Origin of the sequence: Burkholderia sp. USMB20 (assembly GCF_000949135.2) — a bacterium.
Lineage (GTDB): Bacteria > Pseudomonadota > Gammaproteobacteria > Burkholderiales > Burkholderiaceae > Burkholderia.
On record NZ_JTAN02000013.1, the window covers coordinates 24,763 to 50,067 of the forward strand.

Below are 25,305 nucleotides of genomic sequence, written 5' to 3' on the forward strand. Positions count from 1 at the left end.
CAATAATGAGAATGAGAAGTAAAAAGGCCGGATCGTCGTCCGGCCTTTCGTGCGAGTGCGCTTAAGCGGTTGCGACCGGGATCTTGCCGATCTTCGCCTGCCACTCCTTCGGACCGGTCTGGTGCACCGACGTGCCCGACGAGTCGACGGCCACCGTCACCGGCATGTCCTGCACGTCGAATTCGTAGATCGCTTCCATGCCGAGGTCTTCGAACGCGAGCACCTTCGCGCCGCGGATCGCCTTCGACACGAGGTAAGCGGCGCTGCCGACCGCCATCAGGTAGGCCGCCTTGTGCTTCTTGATCGCGTCGATCGCGACCGGGCCGCGTTCGGCCTTGCCGACCATCGAGATCAGGCCCGTCTGGGCGAGCATCGTCTCGGTGAACTTGTCCATCCGCGTGGCCGTCGTCGGACCTGCCGGGCCGACCACTTCGTCACGCACCGGATCGACCGGGCCGACGTAGTAGATCACGCGGTTCGTGAAGTCGACCGGCAGCTTCTCGCCCTTCGCCAGCATGTCGGCGATGCGCTTGTGCGCGGCGTCGCGGCCCGTGAGCATCTTGCCCGACAGCAGCAGCGTCTGGCCCGGCGTCCAGCTCGCCACTTCTTCCGGCGTCAGCGTGTTCAGGTCGACGCGCTTGCTGGTTTCCGTGTTCGGTTCCCACTGGACCTTCGGCCAGGCGTCGAGCGACGGTGCTTCAAGCTTGGCCGGGCCCGAACCGTCGAGCACGAAGTGTGCGTGGCGGGTCGCCGCGCAGTTCGGGATCAGCGCGACCGGCTTCGATGCCGCGTGCGTCGGAGCAGCCATGATCTTCACGTCGAGCACGGTCGCGAGGCCGCCGAGGCCCTGCGCGCCGATGCCGAGCGCGTTGACCTTCTCGTGCAGTTCGACGCGCAGCTCCTCGACCCAGTCCTTCGGGCCGCGCGCGATGATTTCCTGGATGTCGATCGGCTCCATCAGCGATTCCTTCGCCATCAGCATCGCCTTCTCGGCAGTGCCGCCGATGCCGATCCCGAGCATGCCCGGCGGGCACCAGCCCGCGCCCATCGTCGGGACCGTCTTCAGCACCCAGTCGACGATCGAGTCGGACGGGTTCAGCATCACGAACTTCGACTTGTTCTCCGAGCCGCCGCCCTTCGCCGCGACCTGAACGTCGACCTTGTCGCCCGGCACGATCTCGTAGTGGATCACGGCCGGCGTGTTGTCCTTCGTATTCTTGCGGGCGCCTTCCGGCGGATTGACGATCGACGCGCGCAGCACGTTGTCCGGGTGCGTGTAACCGCGGCGTACGCCTTCGTTGATCATGTCGGTGAGGCCCATCGTCGCGCCGTCCCAGCGCACGTCCATGCCGACCTTCACGAAGATCGTGACGATGCCGGTGTCCTGGCAGATCGGGCGCTTGCCCTCCGCGCACATGCGGCTGTTCGTGAGGATCTGCGCGATCGCGTCCTTCGCGGCCGGGCTCTCTTCCAGCTCGTACGCGCGGCCGAGGGCCTGGATGTAGTCGAGCGGGTGGTAGTAGCTGATGTACTGCAGCGAATCCGCGATGCTCTGGATCAGGTCTTCCTGTTTGATGACGGTCATGGCTGAGACTCTGTGGGGACTGTGGGGAATACGTTTATGCGTGGACGGCAGGTTCGACCGATTTGCGGGACGCGGCCGGCGCCGGCGCATGCGTCTCGTGGAAATGGGCCGGGTGCGTGTGGGTCGTCAGGCGGTCGACCCACGCCATCACGAGCGCCGACACGAGGAACGACACGTGGATGAGCACCTGCCACATGATCGCGTGCGTCGTGTGCTGATCGGGGTTGATGAAGGTCTTCAGCAGGTGGATCGACGAAATGCTGATCAGCGCCATCGACAGCTTGACCTTCAGCACGCCCGCGTTCACATGGTCGAGCCACTCGGGCTCGTCGGGATGGCCCTCGATGCCGAGGCGCGACACGAACGTCTCGTAGCCGCCGACGATCACCATGATCAGCAGGTTCGAAATCATCACGACGTCGATCAGGCCGAGCACCGCGAGCATCACGCTGATCTCGTCGAGGGAGCTCGCGTGCGACAGCAGGTGCCAGACTTCCTTCAGGAACAGGAATACATAGACGGCCTGCGCGACGATCAGGCCCAGATAAAGCGGAACCTGGAGCCAGCGGCTCATGAAGATCAGCGCGGGCAGCGGGCGCAGGGGACGACGGGTGGAGCCGGGCGAATGCGGGGCAGACATGATGGTGGTACGGGCGCTGTGCGCAGGTATCGGGGGTAATCTTGAAAAGGCGCGCTATTGTAACGCGTCGGCCGGCGCGACTGCAGCGACGCGCCGGCGCTGCCGGGGACGGATCAGGATGCGGCGGCCGGCACGCGCTTCACGCGCAGGCTCGCGAGCACGATGCCGGTCACGACGCACGCGAGCGCGATGCCGTGCGCGAGCGTCGGGCGCTCACCGAGGAACGCGATGCCGTACGCGGCGGCGGCGACCGGCAGCACCGCGCTGAACACGCCGGCGAGACTGCCCGGCACGTGCCGGATGCCCTTCATCCACAGCCAGAACGAGAAGATGCTGGCCGACAGCCCGTACCAGACGACGAGTGCCCACGTACCGGCCGGCACGCTCGCGTAATCGAAATGCCACAGCGCCGTCGCGCCGAGCGGCAGCATCAGGCACAGGCCGAACAGGTGCGTGTACGCGCAGATGTCGATCGGCGCGAGCGTCTGCGTGAGCCGGCGCGACAGGATCACGTAGATCGATTCGCAGCACACGGCACCGAGGATCAGGAGGTTGCCGGTCAGCGAGCCGGACGACGTGCCGGCTCCGTGCGCGGACGTGCTGCCTGCGCTGCCGTTGGCGAGGTTGATCGTCACGACGCCGGCGATCGCGAGCGCGATCGACACGAGCGCACGGCCGTTCGGTTTTTCCCGCAGGATCAGCCACGCGAACAGCGCGACGATGGCGGGGATCGTGCTCGTGATCACGCCGGCCGCGACCGCGCTCGTGCGCTGCACGCCGTTGAGCATCAGCAGCGTAAACATGAAGGTGCCGAAGAATGCCTGCAGGAACAGGTTCAGCCATTCCGCACGCCGGACCGCGCGCATCTTCACCGGGCTGAACAGCGGCCACAGCACGGCGATCGCGATCACGAAGCGCAGCGTGGCAAGGATGGCGACCGGGACGAAGACGACGATGGATTTACCGATACCGACGTTGCTGCCGACGAACAGCATCGACAGGATGAGGAAGAGGGCGTAGCGATTCAAGCTGGAGTCCGGGGGGCGAGTTCAGTTAGGATTGTAGGGTCGCGTTTGTAACAGCGTAAAGCCGGCTGTCATGCAGCCGACCGCACGGCGGCGCTGGCGTGCGAAACGGTGACGCCGCGTAAGTGACGGGTAAGTTCGAGCGCTTATCGTGGATATCGCCGGGCCGTACGTCCATCGTCGCATGACGTGGTGCGGCGCAGCATCGTGCGCAGCCTCCGGGCCGCGCGCGGGTGGGTGGGAGACAGCGGCGCACATGCGCCGGCCAAGACGCGCGGCGCGCATGATCGCGCCGCCATGCAGAGGATTCATGTTCACCAAGGGGTTGTCGATGTCTGCGATTGAATCGGTTCTTCACGAAACCCGTCAGTTTGCGCCGCCCGCGGCGCTCGAGAAGGCGGCCAACATCTCCGGCATGCCGGCCTACCGCGCGCTGGCCGCCGAGGCCGAGCAGGATTACGAAGGCTTCTGGGCGCGTCTCGCGCGAGAGGGCCTCAGCTGGCACAAGCCGTTCACGAAGGTGCTCGACGAGAGCGACGCGCCGTTCTACAAGTGGTTCGACGACGGCGAACTCAACGCGTCGTACAACTGCCTCGACCGCCACGTCGAAGCCGGCAACGGCGAGCGCATCGCCGTGATCTTCGAGGCCGACGACGGCACCGTCACGCGCGTCACCTATGCCGAGCTGCTGGCACGCGTGTCGCGCTTCGCGAACGCGCTGAAGAAACGCGGGATCGGCAAGGGCGATCGCGTCATCATCTATATTCCGATGTCGATCGAAGGCATCGTCGCGATGCAGGCCTGCGCGCGCATCGGCGCCACGCACTCGGTCGTGTTCGGCGGCTTCTCCGCGAAATCGCTCAACGAGCGGCTCGTCGACGTCGGCGCCGTTGCGCTCATCACCGCCGACGAGCAGGCGCGCGGCGGCAAGACGCTGCCGCTCAAGAGCATCGCCGACGAAGCGCTCGCGATGGGCGGCTGCGAAGCGGTCAAGAGCGTGATCGTCTATCGCCGCACCGGCGGCAAGATCGACTGGCATGCCGAACGCGACCTGTGGATGCACGAGATCGCCGACGGCGAGTCCGACACCTGCGCGCCGGAATGGGTCGGCGCCGAGCATCCGCTGTTCATCCTGTATACGTCGGGCTCGACCGGCAAGCCGAAGGGCGTGCAGCACAGCACCGGCGGCTACCTGCTGTGGGCCGCGCAGACGATGAAGTGGACCTTCGACTGGAAGCCCACCGACGTGTTCTGGTGCACGGCCGACATCGGCTGGGTCACCGGCCACACGTACATCACGTACGGCCCGCTCGCGTGCGGCGGCACGCAGGTCGTGTTCGAGGGCGTGCCGACGTATCCGGACGCCGGCCGCTTCTGGAAGATGATCGGCGATCACAAGGTCACGGTGTTCTACACCGCGCCGACCGCGATCCGTTCGCTGATCAAGGCCGCCGAGGCCGACGAGAAGGTCCACCCGAAGAGTTACGACCTGTCGAGCCTGCGCATCATCGGTACGGTCGGCGAGCCGATCAATCCGGAAGCGTGGATGTGGTACCACAAGCATGTCGGCCAGGAGCGCTGCCCGATCGTCGACACGTGGTGGCAGACCGAAACCGGCGGCCACATGATCACGCCGCTGCCGGGCGCGACGCCGACGGTGCCGGGTTCGTGCACGCTGCCGCTGCCGGGCATCATGGCCGCGGTGGTCGACGAGACGGGCCAGGACGTGCCGAACGGGCAAGGCGGCATTCTCGTCGTCAAGCGTCCGTGGCCGGCGATGATCCGCACGATCTGGGGCGACCCGGAGCGCTTCAGGAAGAGTTACTACCCGGAAGAACTCGGCGGCACGCTCTATCTCGCCGGCGACGGCACGGTGCGCGACAAGGACACCGGCTACTTCACGATCATGGGCCGCATCGACGACGTGCTGAACGTGTCGGGCCACCGGCTCGGCACGATGGAGATCGAGTCGGCGCTGGTCTCGCACGAGCTCGTTGCGGAAGCGGCGGTGGTCGGGCGTCCGGACGACACGACCGGCGAGGCGGTGGTCGCGTTCGTGGTGCTCAAGCGCTCGCGTCCGGAAGGCGAGGAAGCGGCGGCGCTCGCGAAGGCGCTGCGCGACTGGGTCGGCAAGCAGATCGGGCCGATCGCGAAACCGAAGGACATCCGTTTCGGCGACAACCTGCCGAAGACGCGCTCGGGCAAGATCATGCGGCGCCTGTTGCGCTCGCTCGCGAAGGGCGAGGCGATCACGCAGGACACGTCCACGCTCGAGAACCCGGCGATCCTCGAGCAGCTCGCCGAAGTGCGCTGATCGCGCCTGTTGCGCACGTTGCGCACGTTGCGCGCACGGGCCCCTGCGCGGCAATCCCGATTGCCCGCGCAGGGGCTTTTTGCTAAATAACGGCATGACCGTTCCGCACCGTCCGGCGCCGGCTGCGCCGCCGCCCGTTCCCGAGCCGCTTGCGCGTGCGCATGCGCGCTATTGGCGCTTCAACGTCGCATTGATCCTGGTGCTGATGGCGATCGGCTTCACGGTGTCGTTCGTCGTGCCGTTCTTCGCGCCCGCGCTCGCGGGCATCCGCTTCGCCGGTTTCAGCCTGCCGTTCTATGTCGGCGCGCAGGGCGCGATTCTCGTGTATCTCGTGCTGATCGTCGTCTACATCGGCTTGATGCAACGCGCGGACCGCATGCTGCGGCGCGCGTACGACGAACATGCCGCGCACGCGGGCAATGTGCACCATGCGCGCTGATCCATGCTGACGCATCGACTGATTCGCGCGTACGCGCTTTACACACTCGGCTTTCTCGGGTTCGTGCTGCTGCTGTGGCGGATCGAGCGCGCGGCCGGCTCCGGCGTGTGGATCGGCTATGTGTTCCTGTTCGTGCCGATCGCCGTGTATGCGGTGATCGGGCTGCTGTCGCGCACGTCCGACCTCGTCGAATACTACGTGGCCGGGCGGCGCGTGCCATCCGCGTTCAACGGGATGGCGACGGCGGCCGACTGGCTGTCGGCGGCGTCGTTCATCGGCCTTGCCGGCTCGCTCTACGCAACCGGCTACGATGCGCTCGCGTACGTGATGGGGTGGACCGGCGGGTTCTGCCTCGTTGCGTTCCTGCTTGCGCCGTACGTGCGCAAGCTCGCGCGCTACACGATTCCCGATTTCCTCGGCACGCGTTTTTCGAGCACCGCCGTGCGCGCGCTCGCGGCCGGCGCGGCGATCCTGTGCTCGTTCGTCTATCTGGTCGCGCAGATCCAGGGGATCGGGCTGATTGCGACGCGCTTCATCGGCGTCGATTTCGCGATCGGGATCTTCTGCGGGCTCGCGGGCATTCTCGTGTGTTCGTTTCTCGGCGGCATGCGCGCGGTCACGTGGACGCAGGTCGCGCAGTACATCATCCTGATCAGCGCGATCCTGATTCCCGTGTCGTTGATCGCGATGAAGAACGGGCTCGGGCCGGTGCCGCAGTTCAATTACGGCAAGCTGATGGAACGCGTGGCGGCGCGCGAGGCGCAGCTGCGCGACGCGGCCGAGGAGCAGCAGGTGCGCGATGCGTATCGCCGGCAGGCGGCGGCCGTGCAGGCGCAGCTCGATCGCTTGCCTGCATCGTATGCGGATGCACGCCGACAACTCGTCGACCAGCTCGCGGACCTGCGGCGCCACAACGGGCCGCTGCGCGAGATCAACCAGCGCGAGCGCGAGCTGGCGGACTTTCCGCGCGACCCGACGGCGGCGCGCGTGACCTGGACCCAGGCGCGCGACGACCTGCTGGCACGCGCCGAGCCGCCCGTGCCGATGCACGAGCCGTTTCCCGCGGCGAACGACGACGACCGCAAGCCGCGCGAGCGGAATTTCCTTGCGCTGTTGCTGTGCCTGTCGCTCGGCACCGCGAGCCTGCCGCACATCCTCACGCGCTACAACACGACGACGTCGGTCGCATCCGCGCGGCGTTCGGTCGGCTGGACGCTGTTCTTCATCGCGCTGTTCTACCTGAGCGTGCCGGTGCTCGCGGTGATGATCAAGTACGAGATTCTGACCAACCTCGTCGGGCGGCCGACCGCTGAATTGCCCGCGTGGGTCACGCAGTGGCACCACTTCGAGCCGGACCTGATCAGCGTCGTCGAGGTGGTTCGCGACGGCATCGTGCACTGGTCCGAGATCCAGATGCAGCCTGACATGGTCGTGCTCGCCGCGCCGGAGATCGCGGGGCTGCCGTATGTCGTGTCGGGGTTGATCGCGGCCGGTGCGCTGGCTGCTGCGCTGTCGACCGCGGACGGGTTGCTGCTGACGATCGCGAATGCGTTGTCGCACGACGTCTATTACTGCATGGTCGCGCCGGATGCGTCGAGCCAGCGGCGCGTGACGATCTCGAAGGTCTTGCTGCTCGGTGTCGCGCTGTTCGCGTCGTATGTCGCGTCGCTCAATACCGGGAAGATCCTGTTTCTGGTCGGGGCTGCGTTTTCGCTCGCGGCGTCGAGCTTCTTTCCGGTGCTCGTGCTTGGGGTGTTCTGGAAGCGGACGACGACGCGCGGTGCGATCGCCGGGATGGTGACGGGGCTCGCGGTGTGTGTGTACTACATCGTGTCGACGTATCCGTATTTCACGCAGCTCACCGGATTCGCCGGGCAGACGTGGTTCGGGATCGAGCCGATCAGTTCAGGCGTGTTCGGCGTGCCGGCGGGGTTCGCGGTGGCGATCGCAGTCAGCCTGTTCGATCGGCAGCCGGATGAGTATACGCGGGCGTTGGTGGATTACATTCGGCATCCGTGAGGGGGGCATCTCGGTGCACCGACAGCGAAGGCGCTTGATTTCCTGGGCATTCAAGCGGCGTCATGTTTTTGCCTGCGATCGAAGACAAGCAACGCAGAGATCCAGCGATGATCGCTTCACGTCGTGCGAACAACACTTGTCGAGCCGGTCACGTGAGACTCGAAATCAGGTGACAGCCGCACGTCGCGCGATGGCCGTGCCGCGCGATCGGGGTGCCTTCGTCCATCATCGATGAATCGCCTTCCTCAATGATGTTGGGCGAGACGTCGGGATGCTGCGGGCACGATACGCGGTCGCCCTTGCGGGCGACGTAGCGGCCAGCGAAACGCATGGTCGTGGAGCCCGTTTCGACTTTGCCGCCGTGGTCGGTGTCGTCGCCGATGCGAATCAGATTCATCATGGTCGAAGGGGGGTGCGCCAAAAGGTCATCAGTAGTGCCTCGACTTGCCATGGGCTTTTGATGGCATATATTTTCCCTCTTTAAACGAGTAAAGGGCGCTCTTCGGTTTTCCGCCGATTTCGGAATTCACGTCAATATCCCGGAATCCATTCCTGGTGCGCCGGCGAACTTCAATGGCATAACCTCCGGTGCTCAGGATTACCTTCCCATGCGATTCATCCACAATCCAAATCGGACCAACGGCTGCTCCCCAGCCGCAAGCGTTGGATGTTGTTAGAAAGTATGTGCGGATCGGGAGTGAGGTTAGCGAAATCTCTTTCCCGGTAAGCTTGCAGCCCAAGTTTTTGAATGGTGAAAACGATGTGTCTTTTGAAACGGCTGAAACTGCTTTCCCGCGAACGTCGCTCAGTCCCTTGTCTTCAATGGTGAAATCGACACCCTTGGAAAAAGCGTTGGCACTGCAAGCCGAGAAGATCGGGATAATAAATCTCAAGAAGCGCATGGCACTTCGGCCGTCGAAACGCATCGTGTTTGAGCCGGTTTCGACCTTGCCGCCGTGATCGGTGTGGATGAGATCCATCATTTGGTGGTTTCGCTAACAGCCGGTTGCAGCCGGTCAGTGTCAAGGCTGCTGGATCGCAGTCGGCTACTTCTTACCCAGCCGCGAACGGGGCTGGTCTTCTTCGAGTTTTGGTAAGCGACAAACGTGAATCCATGATAACTAGTGTACGCGTCGACGGATTCTCCAGTCAAAATAAAAACTCCTGGCGTTTTGCACGCGTAATCTGGTGCTGAATAGAACTGAAGGCGACCGCTTCCAATGACTGCCATCCCGCTTTTCGATTGAGGTATGTCAACAGCAAGCTTGGAGGCTTGATTATTGAATTCGTTGCAGATCGAAGCTGCCTTCGATGGCTTGCGGATACAATCTGAAATGAATTTTCGGTACTTTTCCGCATTAACCTTCAGTGTGTCTGGATGCTCGGGGTCTCGTGTCACATCCAACGCCTTCATCGAATTTGTATCCAAATTGATCCAGCCAATGGACACTTGCTTGTCGAGATTGTCGGGGCTGTCCGCAGCGACATATAGTCGGACGCTATAGACTCCATCGGATACATCCTCAATATCAGCTTGGATGTCCTTCTTGTTCATCGCAACGTGCTCAAGTGGAGGTACGACCAGCTCTCTTAATTCGCTTCTGCAGATATCAGCTGAGGCACGGCCGCCGCATGAAATAATCAGGAGGAGAGTGAGTGTTACGATTTTGTCAACGATTCTCATGCGGGGTCATTGAAATGAATTTACGATTCGCGGTGTTATGGATTCGAGTGTTTTTCTGTAAATCGCTTGTGCATTTGCGTCGGTTGAAAACCATCGTGCGTAATTTCCATTATAGTGCACGATGTACTTGGCCTTGAATTCCATGCCGACGCGCACTGACGAAACTGCGACGAACACTTTCTTTTTATTCGTAACTTGCGCATTTCCGCCTACGCCGCTGAGGCCGGCACCTTCAAAGGCTGCCCATGTTCCAATTGGCGGTTCGCTGTAAAAATCGGGAGTCCATCCGTAGTACGGTGCTGGGCCATGCACTTCCATGCCGCCTGTTCCGCATCGGCGATATTGGCTCGATTGGAAGTGCCTCGTTTCCGTCCGATACATACGCTCAACCGTCTCGGCGATAGTACGTCCATACTTGTCGAAAATGTATTTTAGTGCGTCCCTAGCGTCTTCTTCCGTGAAGTGATTTTCGCCAGTGACAGGCTTGGCGATGAAATTGCCGACAATCCCGATCGGATGAAAATGCCACGGAATAGGCTCCTTCGGGAACCCCTCCACACCGGTGACCTGCTCCCACCACTGCAATTTTCCGATCCGCTCGATTTCGGTCTTCCACAGCCATAACAGCTTCTTCATGAGCGGAGACAACGCCTCCCACTTGCCCAGGCCGCCGCCCCATTCGCTCTCGCCCCGTACGACGAGGTGGGAGAGGGCTTCCGCCGTCCACGGGGTTTCCTGCGCGTGCTTCAGTTCCTGCGCGGTCACTTTCCCGTCGTGGTTCGCGTCGATCGCCTTTTCGAGTTTCGCGATGAGCGGGCTGCTGTTGACCGTCGCTGCGCTCGTCTCGAATTCGGTCTTGTCTTCGTCGACCAGGAACTGCTCGGCGACGTAGATGTAACGCTTGAGCATGTCGAGCGGCTTGATGCTGCTGTTGTCGATCAGCTCGAAGCCCGGCCAGTCCCACGGCCCGCACATGCGCACGAGCGGATGATCCTGCTCGCACACCCATCCGTCCCGCGTGCCGCCGTCCCTGGTGCCGATCGTCACGTAATACCAGCGACGCCCTTGGTCGTCCTGCGCGATGTTCTTGTCCAGATCGACGGTGCGAAACACGGCGCGGAAATCCGCTCCCGGGCCTTTCGCACTCGAAAAGCTCAGCGGGAAGTCCTTCCAGGCGGGCACGATCGTGGTGAGGGTCGTATTGGCGAGGCTTCCGTCGACCCATACAGGCGTACCGGTGTCGTAGAAAACCGGCTTCGTGCGACGATTGCCGTGTCCAGGGGCGGCCGTTTTCGGTTGTACCTTCACCCACTTTCCCTTTGCGTCGGCGGCGAGTGGTACGAGCTTGGTGCCCGGTTGCAGCTTGTGAGCGGGCTCCGGCAAATGGGTAACCAACTGCGCTCCAGGCGAGATTTCCAGCAACGCTTTGGACGCCGGCAGATGCTTTGCGCGATCACGGCTCTTCTGGATGAACGATTCGAGTTCGGGGCCTGCAAATACTTCGAGGTGCAGCAGCGACCGGTTCGGTTTCGGCGGCAGCAGCTTCGCATCCGGATAGCGCAGATAGTGGCCGAGCCGGCCGATCACGTCGCCGGCCTTCACCCTGTATGGATGCTTCAGCACGACGACCACGTCTAGCGGCTTCGGGTCGACGATCGGATCGAGTTCCCCGAGGAAGACGTATCCGTACGGCGCGTGCGGCGACGCCGGCGCGCCGACGACCGCCGCGGCCGGCGTGCCCGACTTGATGGACTTGATTTTCGCCCAGCCTGGTTTCGCTTGTGCCCGTTCGTCAGTGTCCGATATGGTCAACTCCGACCCGCGCGGCAGAATGCCGATGATCTTGCCGCTCGGCAGATCGCGGATGCGGATACCCGTGATCGGGGGCGGGAGCGGCGTCGCATCCTTGTCGCTTTCTTCCGGTTCCGGCAGTTTCTTGAAATCGCTCTGGATGAAGTCCCCGAGCACGTCGCGATTGATCGTCTTGCGCAGTGACGATACCGGCACTTTCGGCCGCGGAGCGTTCTGCTTGTCGTTTGCCTTGTTGCCGACGACATAGTAGCGATCGCCCTCCCAATACGGCATCGGTCCGATGTTCGGCCCGGACCGGCCGACCGGTGCGACTTTCGCCTGTTCAGCCGCAGACCGGTATGTGTTCCAGTCCATCGTATGCATGTACAGGCTGAAGAACGTCAGCGTTTCGTCCGGTGCCGGCTTGCTCGCAGTCGCGTTCGTAGTCGCCGACGGAGCTGGCGGCGTGGGCGTGGTCGATGATGTCGTCGGCTGCGTTGAGGAATCCTTCGCCGCGTTCGCCTTCGGCGGTGGGGGCACAGGCGGCAACTGCAATCGATGACGGATCAACACGAACCCCGTCGAGTACAACGCGTGTCGACCGTCCTGATAGCGCTGCTCCGGATACTTGCTGTCCAGCCGGTACGCGACGACGTCACCGTCGGCGATCGCGCGGATCCCGTCGCCTTGCTTCAATCGCGTCGCCGTGTTCTGGTCGAAGTGGATGCCGCCGTGCCACATGCCGTTCGCGCCCAACGGATAGAACCCGTCCTCGGCGGCTGCCAACGCCTTCATATAGGTCATCGGGTTGGCCGGGTCGTGCTTGCCGACCGGCGTGAACGGAAAAGCCCAGTTCAGCGGTGTGTAAGGTGATGCCGCACGTGTGCTCGGGGGAGACGCCGGTCGGGCCGGCGCGATGGGCTTCGGGGTAGGGTGGCTATTGCTCATGTTTCCCGGAATCTCTCGGTTCTCGTTTTTCTTGCTGCTCGGGTGGTGGCGGGCCTGGCGTCAACCGGAGAAGAGTGAGCCGCGGCCGCCATCGGTCGACACCGGCGTTGTCTGCAACGGATCGCGAACCGTTCCGCTCGCACCGCCCGGTTTGTCCCAGCTTCCGCATTTTTCGAGGATCTGCCCGGTCGTCACGTTCTCGATCAGCCCGCCCTTGATGCGGATATACGAGCCACCCGCGCCGATCCACACTTCCTCTGCGGCCGTCAGAATCAGACGTCCGTCCGCACTTTCGATCTTTACGTCTTGCAGGCCGACCAGTGAAACGGCGCCGCTCTGCGCCTGAATGTCCACCGGCCCCTTTGCGGCGAAAATCTTGATGCCGAGGTTCTGCGCGAACAGGCTGATCTTGTCGAGCACACTGGCCAGCAACGCTTTGCCGGCCGCCAGGTTGATGTTCCTGCCTGCCACGACGTTCGCGTGCTGGTTTGCCGTGACATGCACCGATTGCTGCGTCGACGCGGCGATCCCTTCAGGACTCGATAGCAGCATCACCGGCTTCGCAAAACCATTCGCGTTGCCGGTGCCGCCGCCGGCTGTGCGGCCACCGCCGGTCGCGCCAGCGATCGTGCGCTGCGTCGCGTCGGTGAACGACTTCAGCGCGGCCTGGCCGTCGTGCAGGCTTTCGGCGCGGTTCGTTTCGCTGGCCCTCGACGCGGCTTCGAACACGGCCTCCGCGCCGGCGAGCGGCTCGGTTGCGGCCGTTACGTTCAGCGGCTGCGCGGTGGCCGGCTGCGTCGACACATACAGGCCTTGCTCGGCGCGCACCGCGCCGTACGCGCCGGATTTCAGGTCGAACCCGTTGCCAAGGAACGTGCCGCGCGTGTTGTCGCTCTGCTCGATCAGATAGCCCAAATGCAGATGAGAGCTGTAGCTCGACGAGTAAAGGTGGACGCGGTTCTGACCGCTCGAGTCATCCATGACGAACTGGTTGAAACCGTCGCCACCATATTCGCGGGAGCGGAAGCCGGACAGCAGGCCATGGGTATGCCATACCGGCATCGTTGCGCCACCATGCAATCGCGAGATGATGACCGGCCGGTCGCAATCGCCGTTCACGAAGCCCAGGAGCACCTGATCATCTTTGCGCAACGGAAAATAACCGCCACGCCTTGCGCCTGCGTCCGGCATCGCCGCCCGGATCCACGACGTCGACTTCGTATTGCGATCGTTCCGGCTGTTCGATGTCCTGACCCGCACACGGTTGCCGTCGTCCGTGACGATTTCCTCGTTGCGGTCGGTTACGACGATCGCCGTCTGCAAGTGCATCTCCGGCTTCTGATGCTCGAACGGGCTGCGAAAGGGTGTCTTGCGGCGCTGCGCTTCGATCTCGACGTGAAAGAATCCGACGCCGCCATCGCGGTGGCTCACGGTCGTACCGGCCCCGGTGGACTGGGCCTGTTCGATTTCGCTGCGCAGGCTGCGCGGGAATCGCGTGAGCGCATCCATTCCCGGCACGTTGTTCTGGATCAGCCAGTCGCTCGCGATGATCGACAACTCGCGCTCGTCCGCTGGCAGCGCATCGAAGAGAGGATGCCCGGATACCCTGAACCAGTAGCCGGGCAGCGCGTAGCGCGGACTGCCGATCGCGAAATAGCGCTTCGCACGCGAAGCCCATTCTTCGGTTCGAATGCGGGCCTGTTGTTGTCCGACATCGGATTTGGCCCAGGTCTGCGAGCCCGTATACAGATAGTCTTCGCCCTGACCGGGCAAATCATCCAGATCCGCCGCCGGCGTGCTGACCTGTTTGTCGAGGTCCGGCCGCTTGTAGTCGGCCGTTCCGAGCGTGAGTGTCGCGCTCTGGACGTCCTGCTGTTCGCTCAACTGGGTGAGCCCGTCGAAATCCTCGTCGGTGCCCGCGTGGCTGAACTTCATCTCCGCATTCGGCAGCGAAGGCCCGAAATACAGGTCGTCCATCATGATGACCTCGTGCGACTTGCCGTCCTGCGCGAAATCGAAGCGCGGAAACACACCGACCTCCTCCAGGCTCCGATGCACGAAATTCCAGTCGGTTTCCCACTGCACGCGGTGCGAATACGAGCGCACCGCCGTGCGCAGTTCGTGACCATAGTTGCCGGAAGCTTGCGGATGCTTGTCGAATACGTCGGTGAGAATCTGCCAGCCGCTGGCTTCCTGCCAGTCGCGCCGATCGCTGCCGAGTTTCAAAAAGCTCAACCAGGAGGAGAACTGGAGCTGGAAATACGAGACGGTCCCGTCGTTTCCGAGACGACGGGCGCGTTGCACGTAGCCGTGGATCGGCAGATAGCTGCCGCCCGTCTGGCGGATCCACAGCGTGACAGGTTGCAGCATCAGGGCGTTGAGCTTGATTTTGTCGCCCATGACGGACGATGCGTCGACGGTCACCTCGAAATTGCGGCCGAGCCGTGCGTTGATCTTGACGTACAGCGGCACGAGCCAGTCGTCGCCGAGCGGCGTGTCAAGTTTGATGACGCGATCGAACTGCGCGTAGCCGCCGCGCAGCACCTTCAGCAAGACTTCCCGGCCCATTCGGTCACCCCGGTTCATGGAAAACGCGCCCGACCATCACCGAATATCCAAACAACTTTATCGTTCGGAATAAACGGCGATATATTTGAGATGTTCTGTTTAAATCGGGTGCGCCATTGAAAATGGGAGGCGGTGTGCCCCGCGCTTGATTGCACAAAAAATCATACCGAAGTCAGTTCGAATCGGTAACTGTGGGGCAACGATCCTTTAAGATTTTCTCAACGCTGCTGCTGGCATCTTTTTGAAACGATTCGATCCCTATCGAGACGCGTCTGGCTTCAATAAGAAAACTACGACTGTACGAAACCTCGGATCAGCGTTTTCCGGCGCGTGCACTATGTTTTGCGGATTTGGTTAGTACACGTCTGCAAGCTTCATCGACTGTCAGCGATCCCGTGATAAGTGAATACTCTGATTCAACGAAGTTCACAAATCGTTACGTAAAGTCGGGCAGCGATTGAAATTCTGGCAACCTATCGTGGTTATGCGCGAGCTGTTGCTTTCGATTGGGACGAAATTGAAGGGGGCAGTGAAATTTGCAGGACCGTACGTCCATTGGTTTGATAGAGCGACGCCATTTTGTTTTGTGCAATACCTACGCGCATATATGGCGAATCTATCGGACGGCTAGATGAATAAGGAGAATGCTGTCGAACCCGATGGATACCGACAGCACGTCTTCGAAGCGACGGGCGATCGGCAACCACACGTTGTCGGTCTGGTACGCCGTGACGAAAACGTCGATGTCGGGTCGACGCTCTAACGCCTCCAGGGGCGCGCCGGCGTGACAGGGGCACGGAACAACCGCGCGGCGACCGGCCCGTTGCCATGATCGGTCGCGGAAGCAGGGAAGAGGGCGGCCAATGCGACTTGATTCCACGTCGCATGTCGCAAAAAAGCCCCGCAAAATCGATCGATCTTGCGGGGCCTTTTCATTGATTCTGGCGGAGAGAGGGGGATTCGAACCCCCGATAGGCGATTAACCTATACACGCTTTCCAGGCGTGCGACTTAAACCACTCATCCATCTCTCCGGAAGAACGAGAGTATAGCAAACTCTGGCGGCCTCCCGCCACTCCCTTCGACGATCGGCCGGAACCGGCCCCAAAACCTTCCAGCGACGCTCGCACGACGTGCATTCGGTGCGGGTGTGGGGGCGGCCGGGGAGACGTGGCTGGACCGGGTCAGCGGGTCGTTGCTGCCGATGCTCGCGGGGTATGTCGCGTTGTATCGGAAAAGCGCGAACTGACGCGATCGCGTATCGAGCCGTGCCGCCAGTCGCGCCGCTGCCCGCACCCGCACGCACGGCGTCCCGACTCTGCTATCTTCCCGGGCATCTCACCGCTTTCCCCCCTCTCCATGACCGACCGCATCGTCGCCGCATTCGATTTCGACGGCACCATCACGACCACCGACAGTTTCCGTCATTTCGTCCGCTACGCGGTCGGCACGCCGCGTTTCGCATGGGCCGGGTTGCGCGCGCTGCCGTGGATCGTCGCGATGAAGGCGGGCCTCTTGTCGCGCGGCGATGCGAAGGCGAAGTTCGCATGGTTTGCGTTCGGGCCGATCCGCGAGGACGCGCTCGACGCGCTCGCGCGCCGCTTCGTCGATGGTTATCTGCCGAACCTCGTGCGCCCGGACATGCTGGAACGGGTGCGCGAGCATCAGGCGCGCGGGCATGAAGTCGTGCTGGTCAGCGCGTCGCCGTCGCTGTATCTGGAGAAGTGGGCGAAGACGGTCGGCATCGGCACGGTGCTCGCGACGCGCCTCGCGTTCGAGCGCGGCGCGTTCGCCGGGCGGCTGAACGGCGAGAACTGCTGGGGCCCGCAGAAGGTCGTGCGCTTGCGCGGTTGGTGGGGAAATCAGCCGCCTGCGAAGCTGTTCGCGTACGGCGACAGCCGCGGCGACAAGGAAATGGCCGAACTCGCGAACCGGGCATGGATCCGCGGGCAGGGACCGATGCCGGCGATCGGCGCTGACGGACTGACCAGCTGACCGACTGACCGACTGACCGACTGACGGGACCCGCGCGGCGAGCCGCGCCGCCCGCCGTTACGCGTCGGCGCGCTGCGCGCCGCGCGCACCGCGAATCGGACGATACGCGCCCCAGCGATTGGCGCGCCTGAACGTGCCGACATCGTTGAACCGCACGCCGACTTCACGCAGCGCCGCATGCGCAGTGCGCGCGGTCAGCTGCCGGATGTAGAACGGATCGCGCACCACGAAGTGATGGATCGCGTGCGTGCTGCCGAAGTTGAAGCAGAACAGCTGGAACGGCAGCATCCACCACGGGTTGAGCACCTGGGTCTGCTGGATCACGTTGCGCGAATCGATGTCGCCGAAGTAATGCATGTTCGAGCTGACGAAGTTGATGCAGAAGCTGCGTACGAAGTTCGGCCCGAGCCACACGACCGCGAGGAAATCGACGACGCTCATCACGCGCTCGACGACGGCCGGCACGGTCACCGCGTAGCCGAACGCATGCAGCGCGAACAGGCCGGCGTGATACACGATGAACGCGTGCCACAGCGCGTAGTACGCGTGACCGACCGGCATGTAGGACGATGCCTGCTCGATGCGCAACTGCGCGCGCTCGGCCGCATCCTGCACCGGCTGCGCGGCCACGTACTGCTTGACCTTGCGGCGCATTGCATCCGGCCGCAGCACGACGGCGAGCATGCCGTCCGCGATCATCAGCAGGCGCTTCACGCCCCAGCGTTCGCCGTTGGTGATGCCGAATTCCTCGAGATCCGATTCGCCGCCCGATACCTTGTGGTGATGCAGGTGCATGCGCCGGCGCGTCCACGGGTTGATCGTGCCCGGCCGCGTGAGCCAGCACAGCGCCATCATCAGGTGATAGGCCCACGGCGTCTTCTTGAAGTACATCAGGTGGATCAGGTCGTGCTCGAGTTCGTGGATCAGCGACGTGACGAACGCGGCGAGCGGCAACGCGACGTACCACGCGATCGCGCCGCGCGCATACAGCCACGCGATCGCGAGCATCGCGCCCACCGACACGGCCATCACGGTCGCGCCGACGAGGTTCTGGTTGTCGAGCAGCGGAAAGCGCGCGCGGATCGCATCGCTCGCGGCGTTGACCTCGCGGCGGACATACGCGACCTTGTCGGCGTCGTGGCGAAAGACGGTTCGTGCGGGTTGGCTCATCGACCGGAATCCGTGCGGAAAGAGTGGGGCGCAATGCCGATGTGACAAGCATAGGCGCGCCCCGGAGCGCACGCGAGGGCCGCCGGTGCCAATGATGGTGTCATTTCGGGTCACGGTGGCCGGTGCACGGGCGTGCGATGCCGCATCGGGCGGCTAGAATGCCGCTGCGGTGTCATTACGGGCCAGCAGCGCTACAATCCGCCGAAACCGCTCCGGAGTCCGCCGCATGGCCCTGTCCGCCCCGGATGCCGCGCGCCAGCTGAACAAGGCGACGGTATCGTCCGCGTATGCGCTGTTCATGCTGATGCTCGCCGAGGAGCGCGGCATCGATGGCGGCCGGATTCTCGCGGGCTCGGGCGTCGAGCGCGAGCGGCTCGCGCAGCCCGACGCGCGCATCACGCCGCTGCAGCAGGCGGCGATCGTGTTCAACCTGCTCGAGGCGACGGGCGATCCGTCGATCGCGATCGAGATCGGCCTGCGCAGCAGCCTCACGAAATCCGGGCTGATCGGCTTCGGGCTGATGAGTTGCGCAACGCTCGGCGAGGCGATCGCGCTCGGCATCCGCTACCTGCCGACGCGCGTGCCGTTCTTTTCGGTGCGGCTCGCCCAGCTCGACGGGATCGTCGACATCGACGTGCGCGAGGCGTTTCCGCTCGGCCGGCTGCGCCAGTTCGCGGTGGAAAACTTCCTGGTCGAGACGGCGATCCTGTTCAACTCGCTGCTCGATCCCGCGCCGGGGCGCACGCTGCAGTCGCGTGCGGAGCTGCATTTCGAATGGCCCGAGCCGCCGTGGTTCGAGCGCTATCGCGCGCGGCTGCCGCGCTGTCATTTCGACGCGAGCGCGAACCGTATCCGCTGCGACGCCGCGCTGCTCGACGAGCCGATCGGCACCGCGAACGCGCAGACCGCGCAGATGATCGTCCAGCAATGCGAGGCCGAACTCGCGCGGCTCGGCTATGCGGAAAGCATCGTCGAGCGCGTGCGCAACCTGCTGATCTGCGGCGAGACCGGTTATCCGTCGGTGGACGAAATCGCGCGCGAACTGCATGTGTCGGCGCGCACGCTCAAACGCAAGCTCGCGGAATTCGGTGCGACCTATTCGGCGCTGCTCGACGAGATCCGGCTGCGCGATGCGCTCCGGTTGCTCGAGGGCACGCGCCTGCCGGTCGACGAGATCGCGGCGCGGGTCGGCTATACCGACCGCGCGAATTTCACGCGTGCGTTCAAGCGCTGGACCGGCGTCGCGCCGAGCGAGCGGCGCTGACGGCGCGCCGGGCGGCGCGGGCCGGTGCCGGTCGTGCGCCCGGCGTCGATGAATCGATCATTCGATCCATCGGTCGATGGACCCGTCAGACGATCGCCACCCAGTTCGCCCCGCGGCCGCCCGGCACGCGGGCGTGCAACGCCAGCGTGCCGTCGTCCGGCGCGATCGCGTACACCGATACGTATTCCGACTGCTCGCCGCACGCGACGAGCCAGCGTCCCGACGGATCGATCGCGAAGCCGCGCGGCTGCGTTTCGGTGGCCGTCGCGTGTACGGGGTCGAAGGCGCCGTCCGCATCGTGGCGATAGCAGAGCAACTGGCTCGACGTGCGTTCGCTCACATACGCGAAGCGCTCGTCGGGCGTCAGGTGGAGATCGGCAGCCCACACGGCGGGCCCGGTCGGCGCGGGTGGGCGCGCATGGCCTTGCGCGAGGCCGGCGACGGCCGGGTGGCGCGCGCTGACCCGTGCGTCGCCGAGGCGGCCGCTGTCGGCGTCGCGTGCGAAAGTCGCGAGCGTCGCCTGGAATTCGCTGACCGCGACCAGCATCCGGCCGTCGCGCGCGAAGCGCAGGTGGCGCGGCCCGAAGCCGCCCGGCACGCGCGTTTCGCCGTGCTCGACCGCACGCAGGCCGCCGGCATCCTCGATCAGCGCGAACGTGAAGATCCGGTCCGAGCCGAGCGAGCTCACGTACGCGAAGCGGTTGTCCGGCGACACGACGACCGCATGTGCGTTCGCGATGCCGTGCGCGACCTGCAGCGCTGCGCCGTCGCCGTCGCGCACGCGCGCGGCGTCGTAGAGGCTCAGCGAATTCCCGCCGTACGACGCGCCGAGCAGCCAGCGGCCGCTGCGGTCGAGCGACAGGTAGGCGAGGCTCGCGTCGATCGCGGTCGCGCCGATGCGGGCGAGCGCGCCGGTGGCCGCCGCGACGCGGAACGCGACGATCGTCGGCTGCTCGCCGCGCGTCGCGACGTACAGCCGCGCGCGATCGGGCTGCACGGCGACCGGCATCGCGACGTCGCCGGCCGGGTAGCGGGCGAGCGGCGCGAGCGTGCCGTCGGACGTGAGCGAGAACGTGGCGAGGTCGCCGTCGACGGCATTCGGGACGACGACGGTCAGGCGGTCAGTGTTCGGCATGGCGGAGCATTGCGGTGTGCGTGAAGGACTCGTCGGCCGGCAGGCCGCGCGGCGGATCGCTGCGCCGGCGCGTACGCGCGAACGGCGCGGCGACCGTGGCGACTAGGAACGCGATCGCGAGCGCATCCCGGCCGCCCGCGATCGAACCCGTATGTTGCTTCAGATAGCCGAAGGCCGTCGGCAGCGGTCGATATCGTTCGCGATGAACATGATCGGCACGAGCGGCAGCACGTGCCATTTCACTTTCGAGACGGCGGATGCGAGCGGGGCGCGGCCGGGCAGGGCGGGCGAGGTCAAGGGAGTCTCCGGGCGGGCGGCGAACGGGGCAGCGGCCCGCGTTCGCGTCGGGTGGGGATCTAAGTAGTATGTTGTCGTATGACATGGTACGCCTGAGATCCTGATATGACGTCACGGGTTTACCCCGAATATATCCGAATATCGGGAAATGCCGGGAGGTTGTCTCCGTGCGCAATCACATCTGATGACGGATGACGTGGGTGGGCAGGCGTGCCGCTCGGTGCTTCCCTGCGGCGCACTTCGCCCCGGCAAGCGGCCGGCTTCGTGCGCGGCCCGCTATGCCATCGACACGACGCTGTTCAGCAGCATCTTCACCAGCACGGCCTGCCGTGTCGCGCCCGTCTTCGCGAAGATTCCGCGCAGATGCGCACGGGCGGTGTTCTTCGTGATGCCGGTCGCGGCGGCCGCTTCGTCGAGCGTCAGGCCGTCGACGAGCAGTAGCGCGATCTCGGTTTCCATCGGCGTGAGGCGAAACAGCCGGTGCAGCATGTCGCGCGAGGTCTGGGGCGACGACGCCGGATCGCGGACGAACACCGCGACGGCCGGCCGGTGCTGGCGGTCCTCCGCGCCGTGAAAGGGCGCGAGCGGGCGCAGCAGCACGTTCAACGGCATCGCGCCGCCGGGGCGCGACAGCGTGGTGGCCTCGATGCGGCCGAGCGCACCCGCGCGGAAATGCTCGAGCGCGGCCTGCAGCGCCTTCTGCAGCCGGCGCTCGTCGAGCGGGCACGACGCATGGAGCCGCTCCTGGCGCAGGCACAGGCCGTCCTGCTGCTCGAACAGCCGCTCGGCGATGCGGTTGTGCTTGATCACGCGACCGTCCTCGTCGAGGATCGCGGTGCCGACGTCGAGCCGGTCGACCGTGCCCGCGTACAGCGCGCGTTCGGCGTCGAGCACGTCGAGCGCCGCGTGCAGCTCGACCGCGCGCTGCAGGTGCGGCAGCAGCGTCGCGACCTGCGCGCGTTCGGCCGCGTCGAAGTCGCGCGCATGATGCGGGCGGCTCACGAAGAACGCGCACTCGACGCCGCGCTCGCCGCGCAGATTCGCACCGAGGATGAAGCGCAGGTCGAGCGGCTGCAGGTATTGCCGGTAGAAATCGTGCGCGCACCAGCGTGTCGCGCCGAACAGCGTGTCGGCCGTGAACACCTGGCCGGGCGGGTGGTCGAGAAACGGGCACAGCGCGTAGAACTCTTCGCTGTACGACGGTTCGCCGGGCAGCAGCGGGCCGTGGGTCGATGCGTTGATGATGAGCCCGCGCCGCGTGCCGCGCGGGCTGCGCAGCACGAGCGTCGTGAAGCTCGCGTCGAGCCGCACGCGCATCGCTTCGAGAAAGCCCGCCCAAGGCGTCGTCTCGGACGGGCCCTGATAGACGAGCCCGAGCCACGCGCTGAGTTCGCGGGCCGTCCATGCCGCGTCGTCGAAGCTGTCGTGTGCGGCCGTGTCGCCGGGCGCCAGCGCGATCCGCATGCTCGTGTTCTCCTGGGTCGGGGTGAATGCTCCCGAGCCAGCATACCGACCGGCCAGCCGCCCGCGTCATCCGAACGGAGTAGACGACGCGGGCCGTGCCGGAGCGACGCAGCGTGCGTCGCGCTGGCGCCGCTTACGCGGTGCGTTCGCGCAGCAGGTACGCGACGATCCGTTCCGCCGCGGCCTCCGGCGACTCGGCCACCGTATCGATGCGCAGTTCCGGCTGCGCCGGCGGCTCGTACGGCGAGTCGATGCCCGTGAAGTGCTTCAGTTCGCCCTTGCGCGCCTTCTTGTACAGCCCCTTCGGATCGCGTTCCTCGGCGACCGCGAGCGGCGTGTCGACGAACACTTCGACGAACTCGTCGGGACGAACCAGCGCGCGCGCCATGTCGCGTTCCGCGCGGAACGGCGAGATGAACGACACGAGCGTGATGAGCCCGGCATCGAGCATCAGCCGCGCGACTTCGGCCACGCGCCGGATGTTCTCCACGCGATCGGCCTCGGTGAAGCCGAGATCGCGGTTCAGGCCGTGCCGCACGTTGTCGCCGTCGAGCAGGTACGTGTGCTTGCCGAGCGCATGCAGGCGCCGCTCGACGAGGTTCGCGATCGTCGACTTGCCCGCGCCCGACAGCCCGGTCAGCCATACGATGCGCGGCGTCTGCGCCTTCTGCACCGCGCGCGCGTCGCGGTCGACGTCGACGGCCTGCCAGTGCACGTTGTGCGCGCGGCGCAGCGCGAAGTGCAGCATCCCGGCGCCGACCGTGTCGTTGGTGAAGCGGTCGATCACGATGAAGCCGCCGGTGTGGCGATTCAGGTCGTACGGATCGAACGCGACGGGCCGGTCGAAGCTCAGGTTGCACACGCCGATCTCGTTCAGCGCGAGCGTGCGCGCGGCGAGATGCTCGCGCGTGTTCACGTCGATCTTGTACTTCGGCGTCGCGCAGGTCGCGCCGACCGTCTGCGTGCCGAGCTTCACGAGATACGGCCGGCCCGGCAGCAGCGGTTCGTCGTGCATCCACACGAGCGTCGCCTCGAACTGGTCGGCGACTTCCGGTGGCGCGTCGGCACGCGCGATCATGTCGCCGCGACTGATGTCGATCTCGTCGGCGAGCGTGAGCGTCACCGCTTCGCCGGCGCGCGCGACATCGGCTTCGCCGGCCGGCGTGATCACCGACGCAACGCGGCTCTCCTTGCCGGACGGCAGCACGCGCACGCGTTCGCCGACGCGCACTTCGCCCGACGCGATGCTGCCGGCATAACCGCGGAAGTTCAGGTGCGGACGGTTGACCCATTGCACGGGCAGCCGGAACGGTTCGTCGCGCGTCACGCGCTCGACGAGCGGCAGCGTGTCGAGATGCCGCATCAGCGGCGGGCCCGCGTACCACGGCATCCGAGCGCTCGATGTGATCACGTTGTCGCCGCGCAGCGCGGACATCGGAATGCTGACGATTTCGTCGAGGCCGAGTTCGGCTGCGAACGCGCGGTAGTCGGCGTCGATACGCTCGAACACGGCGCGGTCGTAGTCGACCAGGTCCATCTTGTTGATCGCGAGCACGACGCGCTTGATGCCGATCAGCGCGACGAGATGGCTGTGGCGGCGCGTTTGCGTGAGCACGCCCTTGCGCGCGTCGATCAGTATCACCGCGAGATCGGCGGTCGACGCGCCGGTGATCATGTTGCGCGTGTACTGCTCGTGGCCTGGGGTGTCGGCGACGATGAACTTGCGTCGTGCGGTCGCGAAGAAGCGGTATGCGACGTCGATCGTGATGCCCTGTTCGCGCTCGGCCGACAGGCCGTCGACGAGCAGCGCGAAATCGAGTTCGCCGCCTTGCGTGCCGACCTTCTTCGAATCGGCTTCGAGCTGGGTCAACTGGTCGTCGAACAGCATGTTCGATTCGTAGAGCAGGCGGCCGATCAGCGTGCTCTTGCCGTCGTCGACGCTGCCGCACGTGATGAAGCGCAGCAGGTCCTTCGTTTGCGCATCGTCGGCGTGCATGTCGGGCGTCGTGTGCGCAAGTGCCTCGGGGGCGGTGAGAACGTGTGCCATCAGAAATATCCCTCCTGTTTCTTCTTTTCCATCGAACCGGCCGAATCGCTGTCGATCAGCCGTCCCTGGCGCTCGGACGTGCGCGTGTCGCGCATCTCCTGCAGGATGTCGTCGAGCGAGCTCGCGTCGCTGTCGATCGCGCCCGTCAGCGGATAGCAGCCGAGCGTGCGAAAGCGCACCTTGCGCATCTGCGGCACTTCGCCGTCGCGCAGCGGCAGGCGTTCGTCGTCGACCATGATCAGCGCGCCGTCGCGCTCGACCACCGGCCGCTCCTTTGCGTAGTAGAGCGGAACGATCGGAATGTCGTGCAGCCGGATGTATTGCCAGATGTCGAGTTCGGTCCAGTTGGAAATCGGGAATACGCGCAGGCTTTCGCCGCGGCGCTTGCGCGCGTTGTACAGCGACCAGAGTTCGGGACGCTGGCGCTTCGGATCCCAGCGGTGCTGCTCCGAGCGCAGCGACACGATGCGCTCCTTCGCGCGCGATTTCTCCTCGTCGCGGCGCGCGCCGCCGAACGCGGCGTCGAAACCGTAGTGGTCGAGCGCCTGCTTGAGCCCCTGCGTCTTCCACACGTCGGTGTGCACGGCCGAGCCGTGCGTGAACGGATTGATGTCGTTCGCGACGCCGTCGGGGTTCACGTGCACGCGCAGGTCGAGGCCGAGGCGCGCGGCCGTCTCGTCGCGAAACGCGATCATCTCGCGAAACTTCCACGTCGTATCGACGTGCAGCAGCGGAAAGGGCGGCTTCGCCGGGTAGAAGGCCTTCATCGCGAGATGCAGCATGACCGAGCTGTCCTTGCCGATCGAATAGAGCATCACCGGGTTTTCGCTTTCCGCGACCACCTCGCGCATGATGTGGATGCTTTCGGCCTCCAGTCGCTCCAAGTGGGTCAACATCGTTCGTCTCCTTGTTGCATGCCGG

Annotated in this window: 17 protein-coding genes, 1 tRNA gene and 2 pseudogenes; 5 read left to right on the forward strand and 15 right to left on the reverse strand. The window is 64.8% G+C overall.

Annotated features, from left to right (window positions below; genetic code table 11):
- Positions 1 to 61 precede the first annotated feature (61 nt).
- The 3 genes from PL79_RS17455 to PL79_RS17465 all read right to left on the reverse strand — a co-directional run bounded on the left by PL79_RS17455 (position 62) and on the right by PL79_RS17465 (position 3,253).
- On the reverse strand, positions 62 to 1,585 hold the full coding sequence (locus tag PL79_RS17455) for a fumarate hydratase (RefSeq protein WP_044849002.1): 1,524 nt from the start codon (positions 1,583 to 1,585) through the stop codon (positions 62 to 64).
- A 34-nt stretch (positions 1,586 to 1,619) separates the two neighbouring features.
- Positions 1,620 to 2,225: a TIGR00645 family protein gene (locus tag PL79_RS17460; protein ID WP_044849003.1), complete on the reverse strand. Its 606-nt coding sequence runs from the start codon at positions 2,223 to 2,225 to the stop codon at positions 1,620 to 1,622.
- 113 nt (positions 2,226 to 2,338) lie between these two features.
- Positions 2,339 to 3,253 (reverse strand): DMT family transporter, encoded by a 915-nt coding sequence (locus tag PL79_RS17465; protein WP_044849004.1) that lies wholly within the window; start codon positions 3,251 to 3,253, stop codon positions 2,339 to 2,341.
- A 328-nt stretch (positions 3,254 to 3,581) separates the two neighbouring features.
- Between PL79_RS17465 and acs the strand changes: the two genes are divergently transcribed.
- From acs to PL79_RS17485, 3 genes are all read left to right on the forward strand, one after another.
- Positions 3,582 to 5,564, forward strand: coding sequence for an acetate--CoA ligase (gene acs, locus PL79_RS17475; protein WP_135801083.1), 1,983 nt, complete (start codon positions 3,582 to 3,584; stop codon positions 5,562 to 5,564).
- 94 nt (positions 5,565 to 5,658) lie between these two features.
- Positions 5,659 to 6,003, forward strand: coding sequence for a DUF4212 domain-containing protein (locus PL79_RS17480; RefSeq protein WP_044847628.1), 345 nt, complete (start codon positions 5,659 to 5,661; stop codon positions 6,001 to 6,003).
- A 3-nt stretch (positions 6,004 to 6,006) separates the two neighbouring features.
- On the forward strand, positions 6,007 to 8,022 hold the full coding sequence (locus PL79_RS17485) for a sodium:solute symporter family protein (protein WP_044847629.1): 2,016 nt from the start codon (positions 6,007 to 6,009) through the stop codon (positions 8,020 to 8,022).
- Positions 8,023 to 8,170: 148 nt separating this feature from the next.
- Here the strand turns inward: PL79_RS17485 and PL79_RS17490 are convergent, their stop codons facing one another.
- The 6 genes from PL79_RS17490 to PL79_RS17515 form a co-directional block, all read right to left on the reverse strand.
- A complete protein-coding gene (locus tag PL79_RS17490; RefSeq protein ID WP_044847630.1) occupies positions 8,171 to 8,422 on the reverse strand; it encodes a PAAR domain-containing protein in 252 nt (83 codons plus the stop codon).
- A gap of 28 nt (positions 8,423 to 8,450) precedes the next feature.
- Positions 8,451 to 9,005, reverse strand: a complete 555-nt coding sequence (locus PL79_RS37185; RefSeq protein WP_442861560.1) for a hypothetical protein — start codon at positions 9,003 to 9,005, stop codon at positions 8,451 to 8,453.
- A complete protein-coding gene (locus PL79_RS17500) occupies positions 9,002 to 9,577 on the reverse strand; it encodes a hypothetical protein (RefSeq protein WP_235879282.1) in 576 nt (191 codons plus the stop codon). The genes PL79_RS37185 and PL79_RS17500 overlap by 4 nt, the downstream gene beginning before the upstream one ends.
- Before the next feature lie 135 nt (positions 9,578 to 9,712).
- Positions 9,713 to 12,445 carry a lytic transglycosylase domain-containing protein gene (locus PL79_RS17505; protein ID WP_235879283.1) on the reverse strand — a complete coding sequence of 911 codons (2,733 nt, stop codon included), beginning with the start codon at positions 12,443 to 12,445 and terminating at the stop codon, positions 9,713 to 9,715.
- 60 nt (positions 12,446 to 12,505) lie between these two features.
- Complete coding sequence (locus PL79_RS17510; protein ID WP_044847631.1) at positions 12,506 to 15,013, reverse strand: type VI secretion system Vgr family protein; 2,508 nt, start codon at positions 15,011 to 15,013, stop codon at positions 12,506 to 12,508.
- A 942-nt stretch (positions 15,014 to 15,955) separates the two neighbouring features.
- A tRNA-Ser gene (locus PL79_RS17515) sits at positions 15,956 to 16,046 on the reverse strand.
- 325 nt (positions 16,047 to 16,371) lie between these two features.
- On the opposite strand from PL79_RS17515, the gene PL79_RS17525 reads away from it, so the two are divergent.
- Positions 16,372 to 17,007 carry an HAD family hydrolase gene (locus tag PL79_RS17525; protein WP_044847632.1) on the forward strand — a complete coding sequence of 212 codons (636 nt, stop codon included), beginning with the start codon at positions 16,372 to 16,374 and terminating at the stop codon, positions 17,005 to 17,007.
- A 57-nt stretch (positions 17,008 to 17,064) separates the two neighbouring features.
- On the opposite strand, the gene PL79_RS17530 is transcribed toward PL79_RS17525, so the two are convergent.
- A complete protein-coding gene (locus tag PL79_RS17530) occupies positions 17,065 to 18,177 on the reverse strand; it encodes a fatty acid desaturase (RefSeq protein WP_044847633.1) in 1,113 nt (370 codons plus the stop codon).
- Between the two features lie 226 nt (positions 18,178 to 18,403).
- Here PL79_RS17530 and PL79_RS17535 point away from each other — a divergent pair, with 226 nt between their 5' ends.
- Entirely contained in the window at positions 18,404 to 19,441 is a 1,038-nt protein-coding gene (locus tag PL79_RS17535) for an AraC family transcriptional regulator (protein WP_044847634.1), read from the forward strand.
- Between the two features lie 85 nt (positions 19,442 to 19,526).
- Here PL79_RS17535 and PL79_RS17540 read toward each other — a convergent pair whose 3' ends face one another.
- The 5 genes and pseudogenes from PL79_RS17540 to cysD all read right to left on the reverse strand — a co-directional run.
- A complete protein-coding gene (locus PL79_RS17540; protein WP_044847635.1) occupies positions 19,527 to 20,576 on the reverse strand; it encodes a lactonase family protein in 1,050 nt (349 codons plus the stop codon).
- Positions 20,563 to 20,757 (reverse strand): annotated as a pseudogene (locus tag PL79_RS17545) (MFS transporter); the annotation flags it as partial. The gene PL79_RS17540 and the pseudogene PL79_RS17545, both read right to left, overlap by 14 nt.
- A 392-nt stretch (positions 20,758 to 21,149) precedes the next feature.
- Positions 21,150 to 22,337, reverse strand: a complete 1,188-nt coding sequence (locus PL79_RS17550; RefSeq protein WP_044847637.1) for a helix-turn-helix transcriptional regulator — start codon at positions 22,335 to 22,337, stop codon at positions 21,150 to 21,152.
- A 133-nt stretch (positions 22,338 to 22,470) separates the two neighbouring features.
- A complete protein-coding gene (cysN, locus tag PL79_RS17555; protein ID WP_044847638.1) occupies positions 22,471 to 24,384 on the reverse strand; it encodes a sulfate adenylyltransferase subunit CysN in 1,914 nt (637 codons plus the stop codon).
- Positions 24,384 to 25,304, reverse strand: a pseudogene (gene cysD, locus PL79_RS17560) (sulfate adenylyltransferase subunit CysD); the annotation flags it as partial. The pseudogene cysD and the gene cysN, both read right to left, overlap by 1 nt.
- Position 25,305 lies beyond the last annotated feature (1 nt).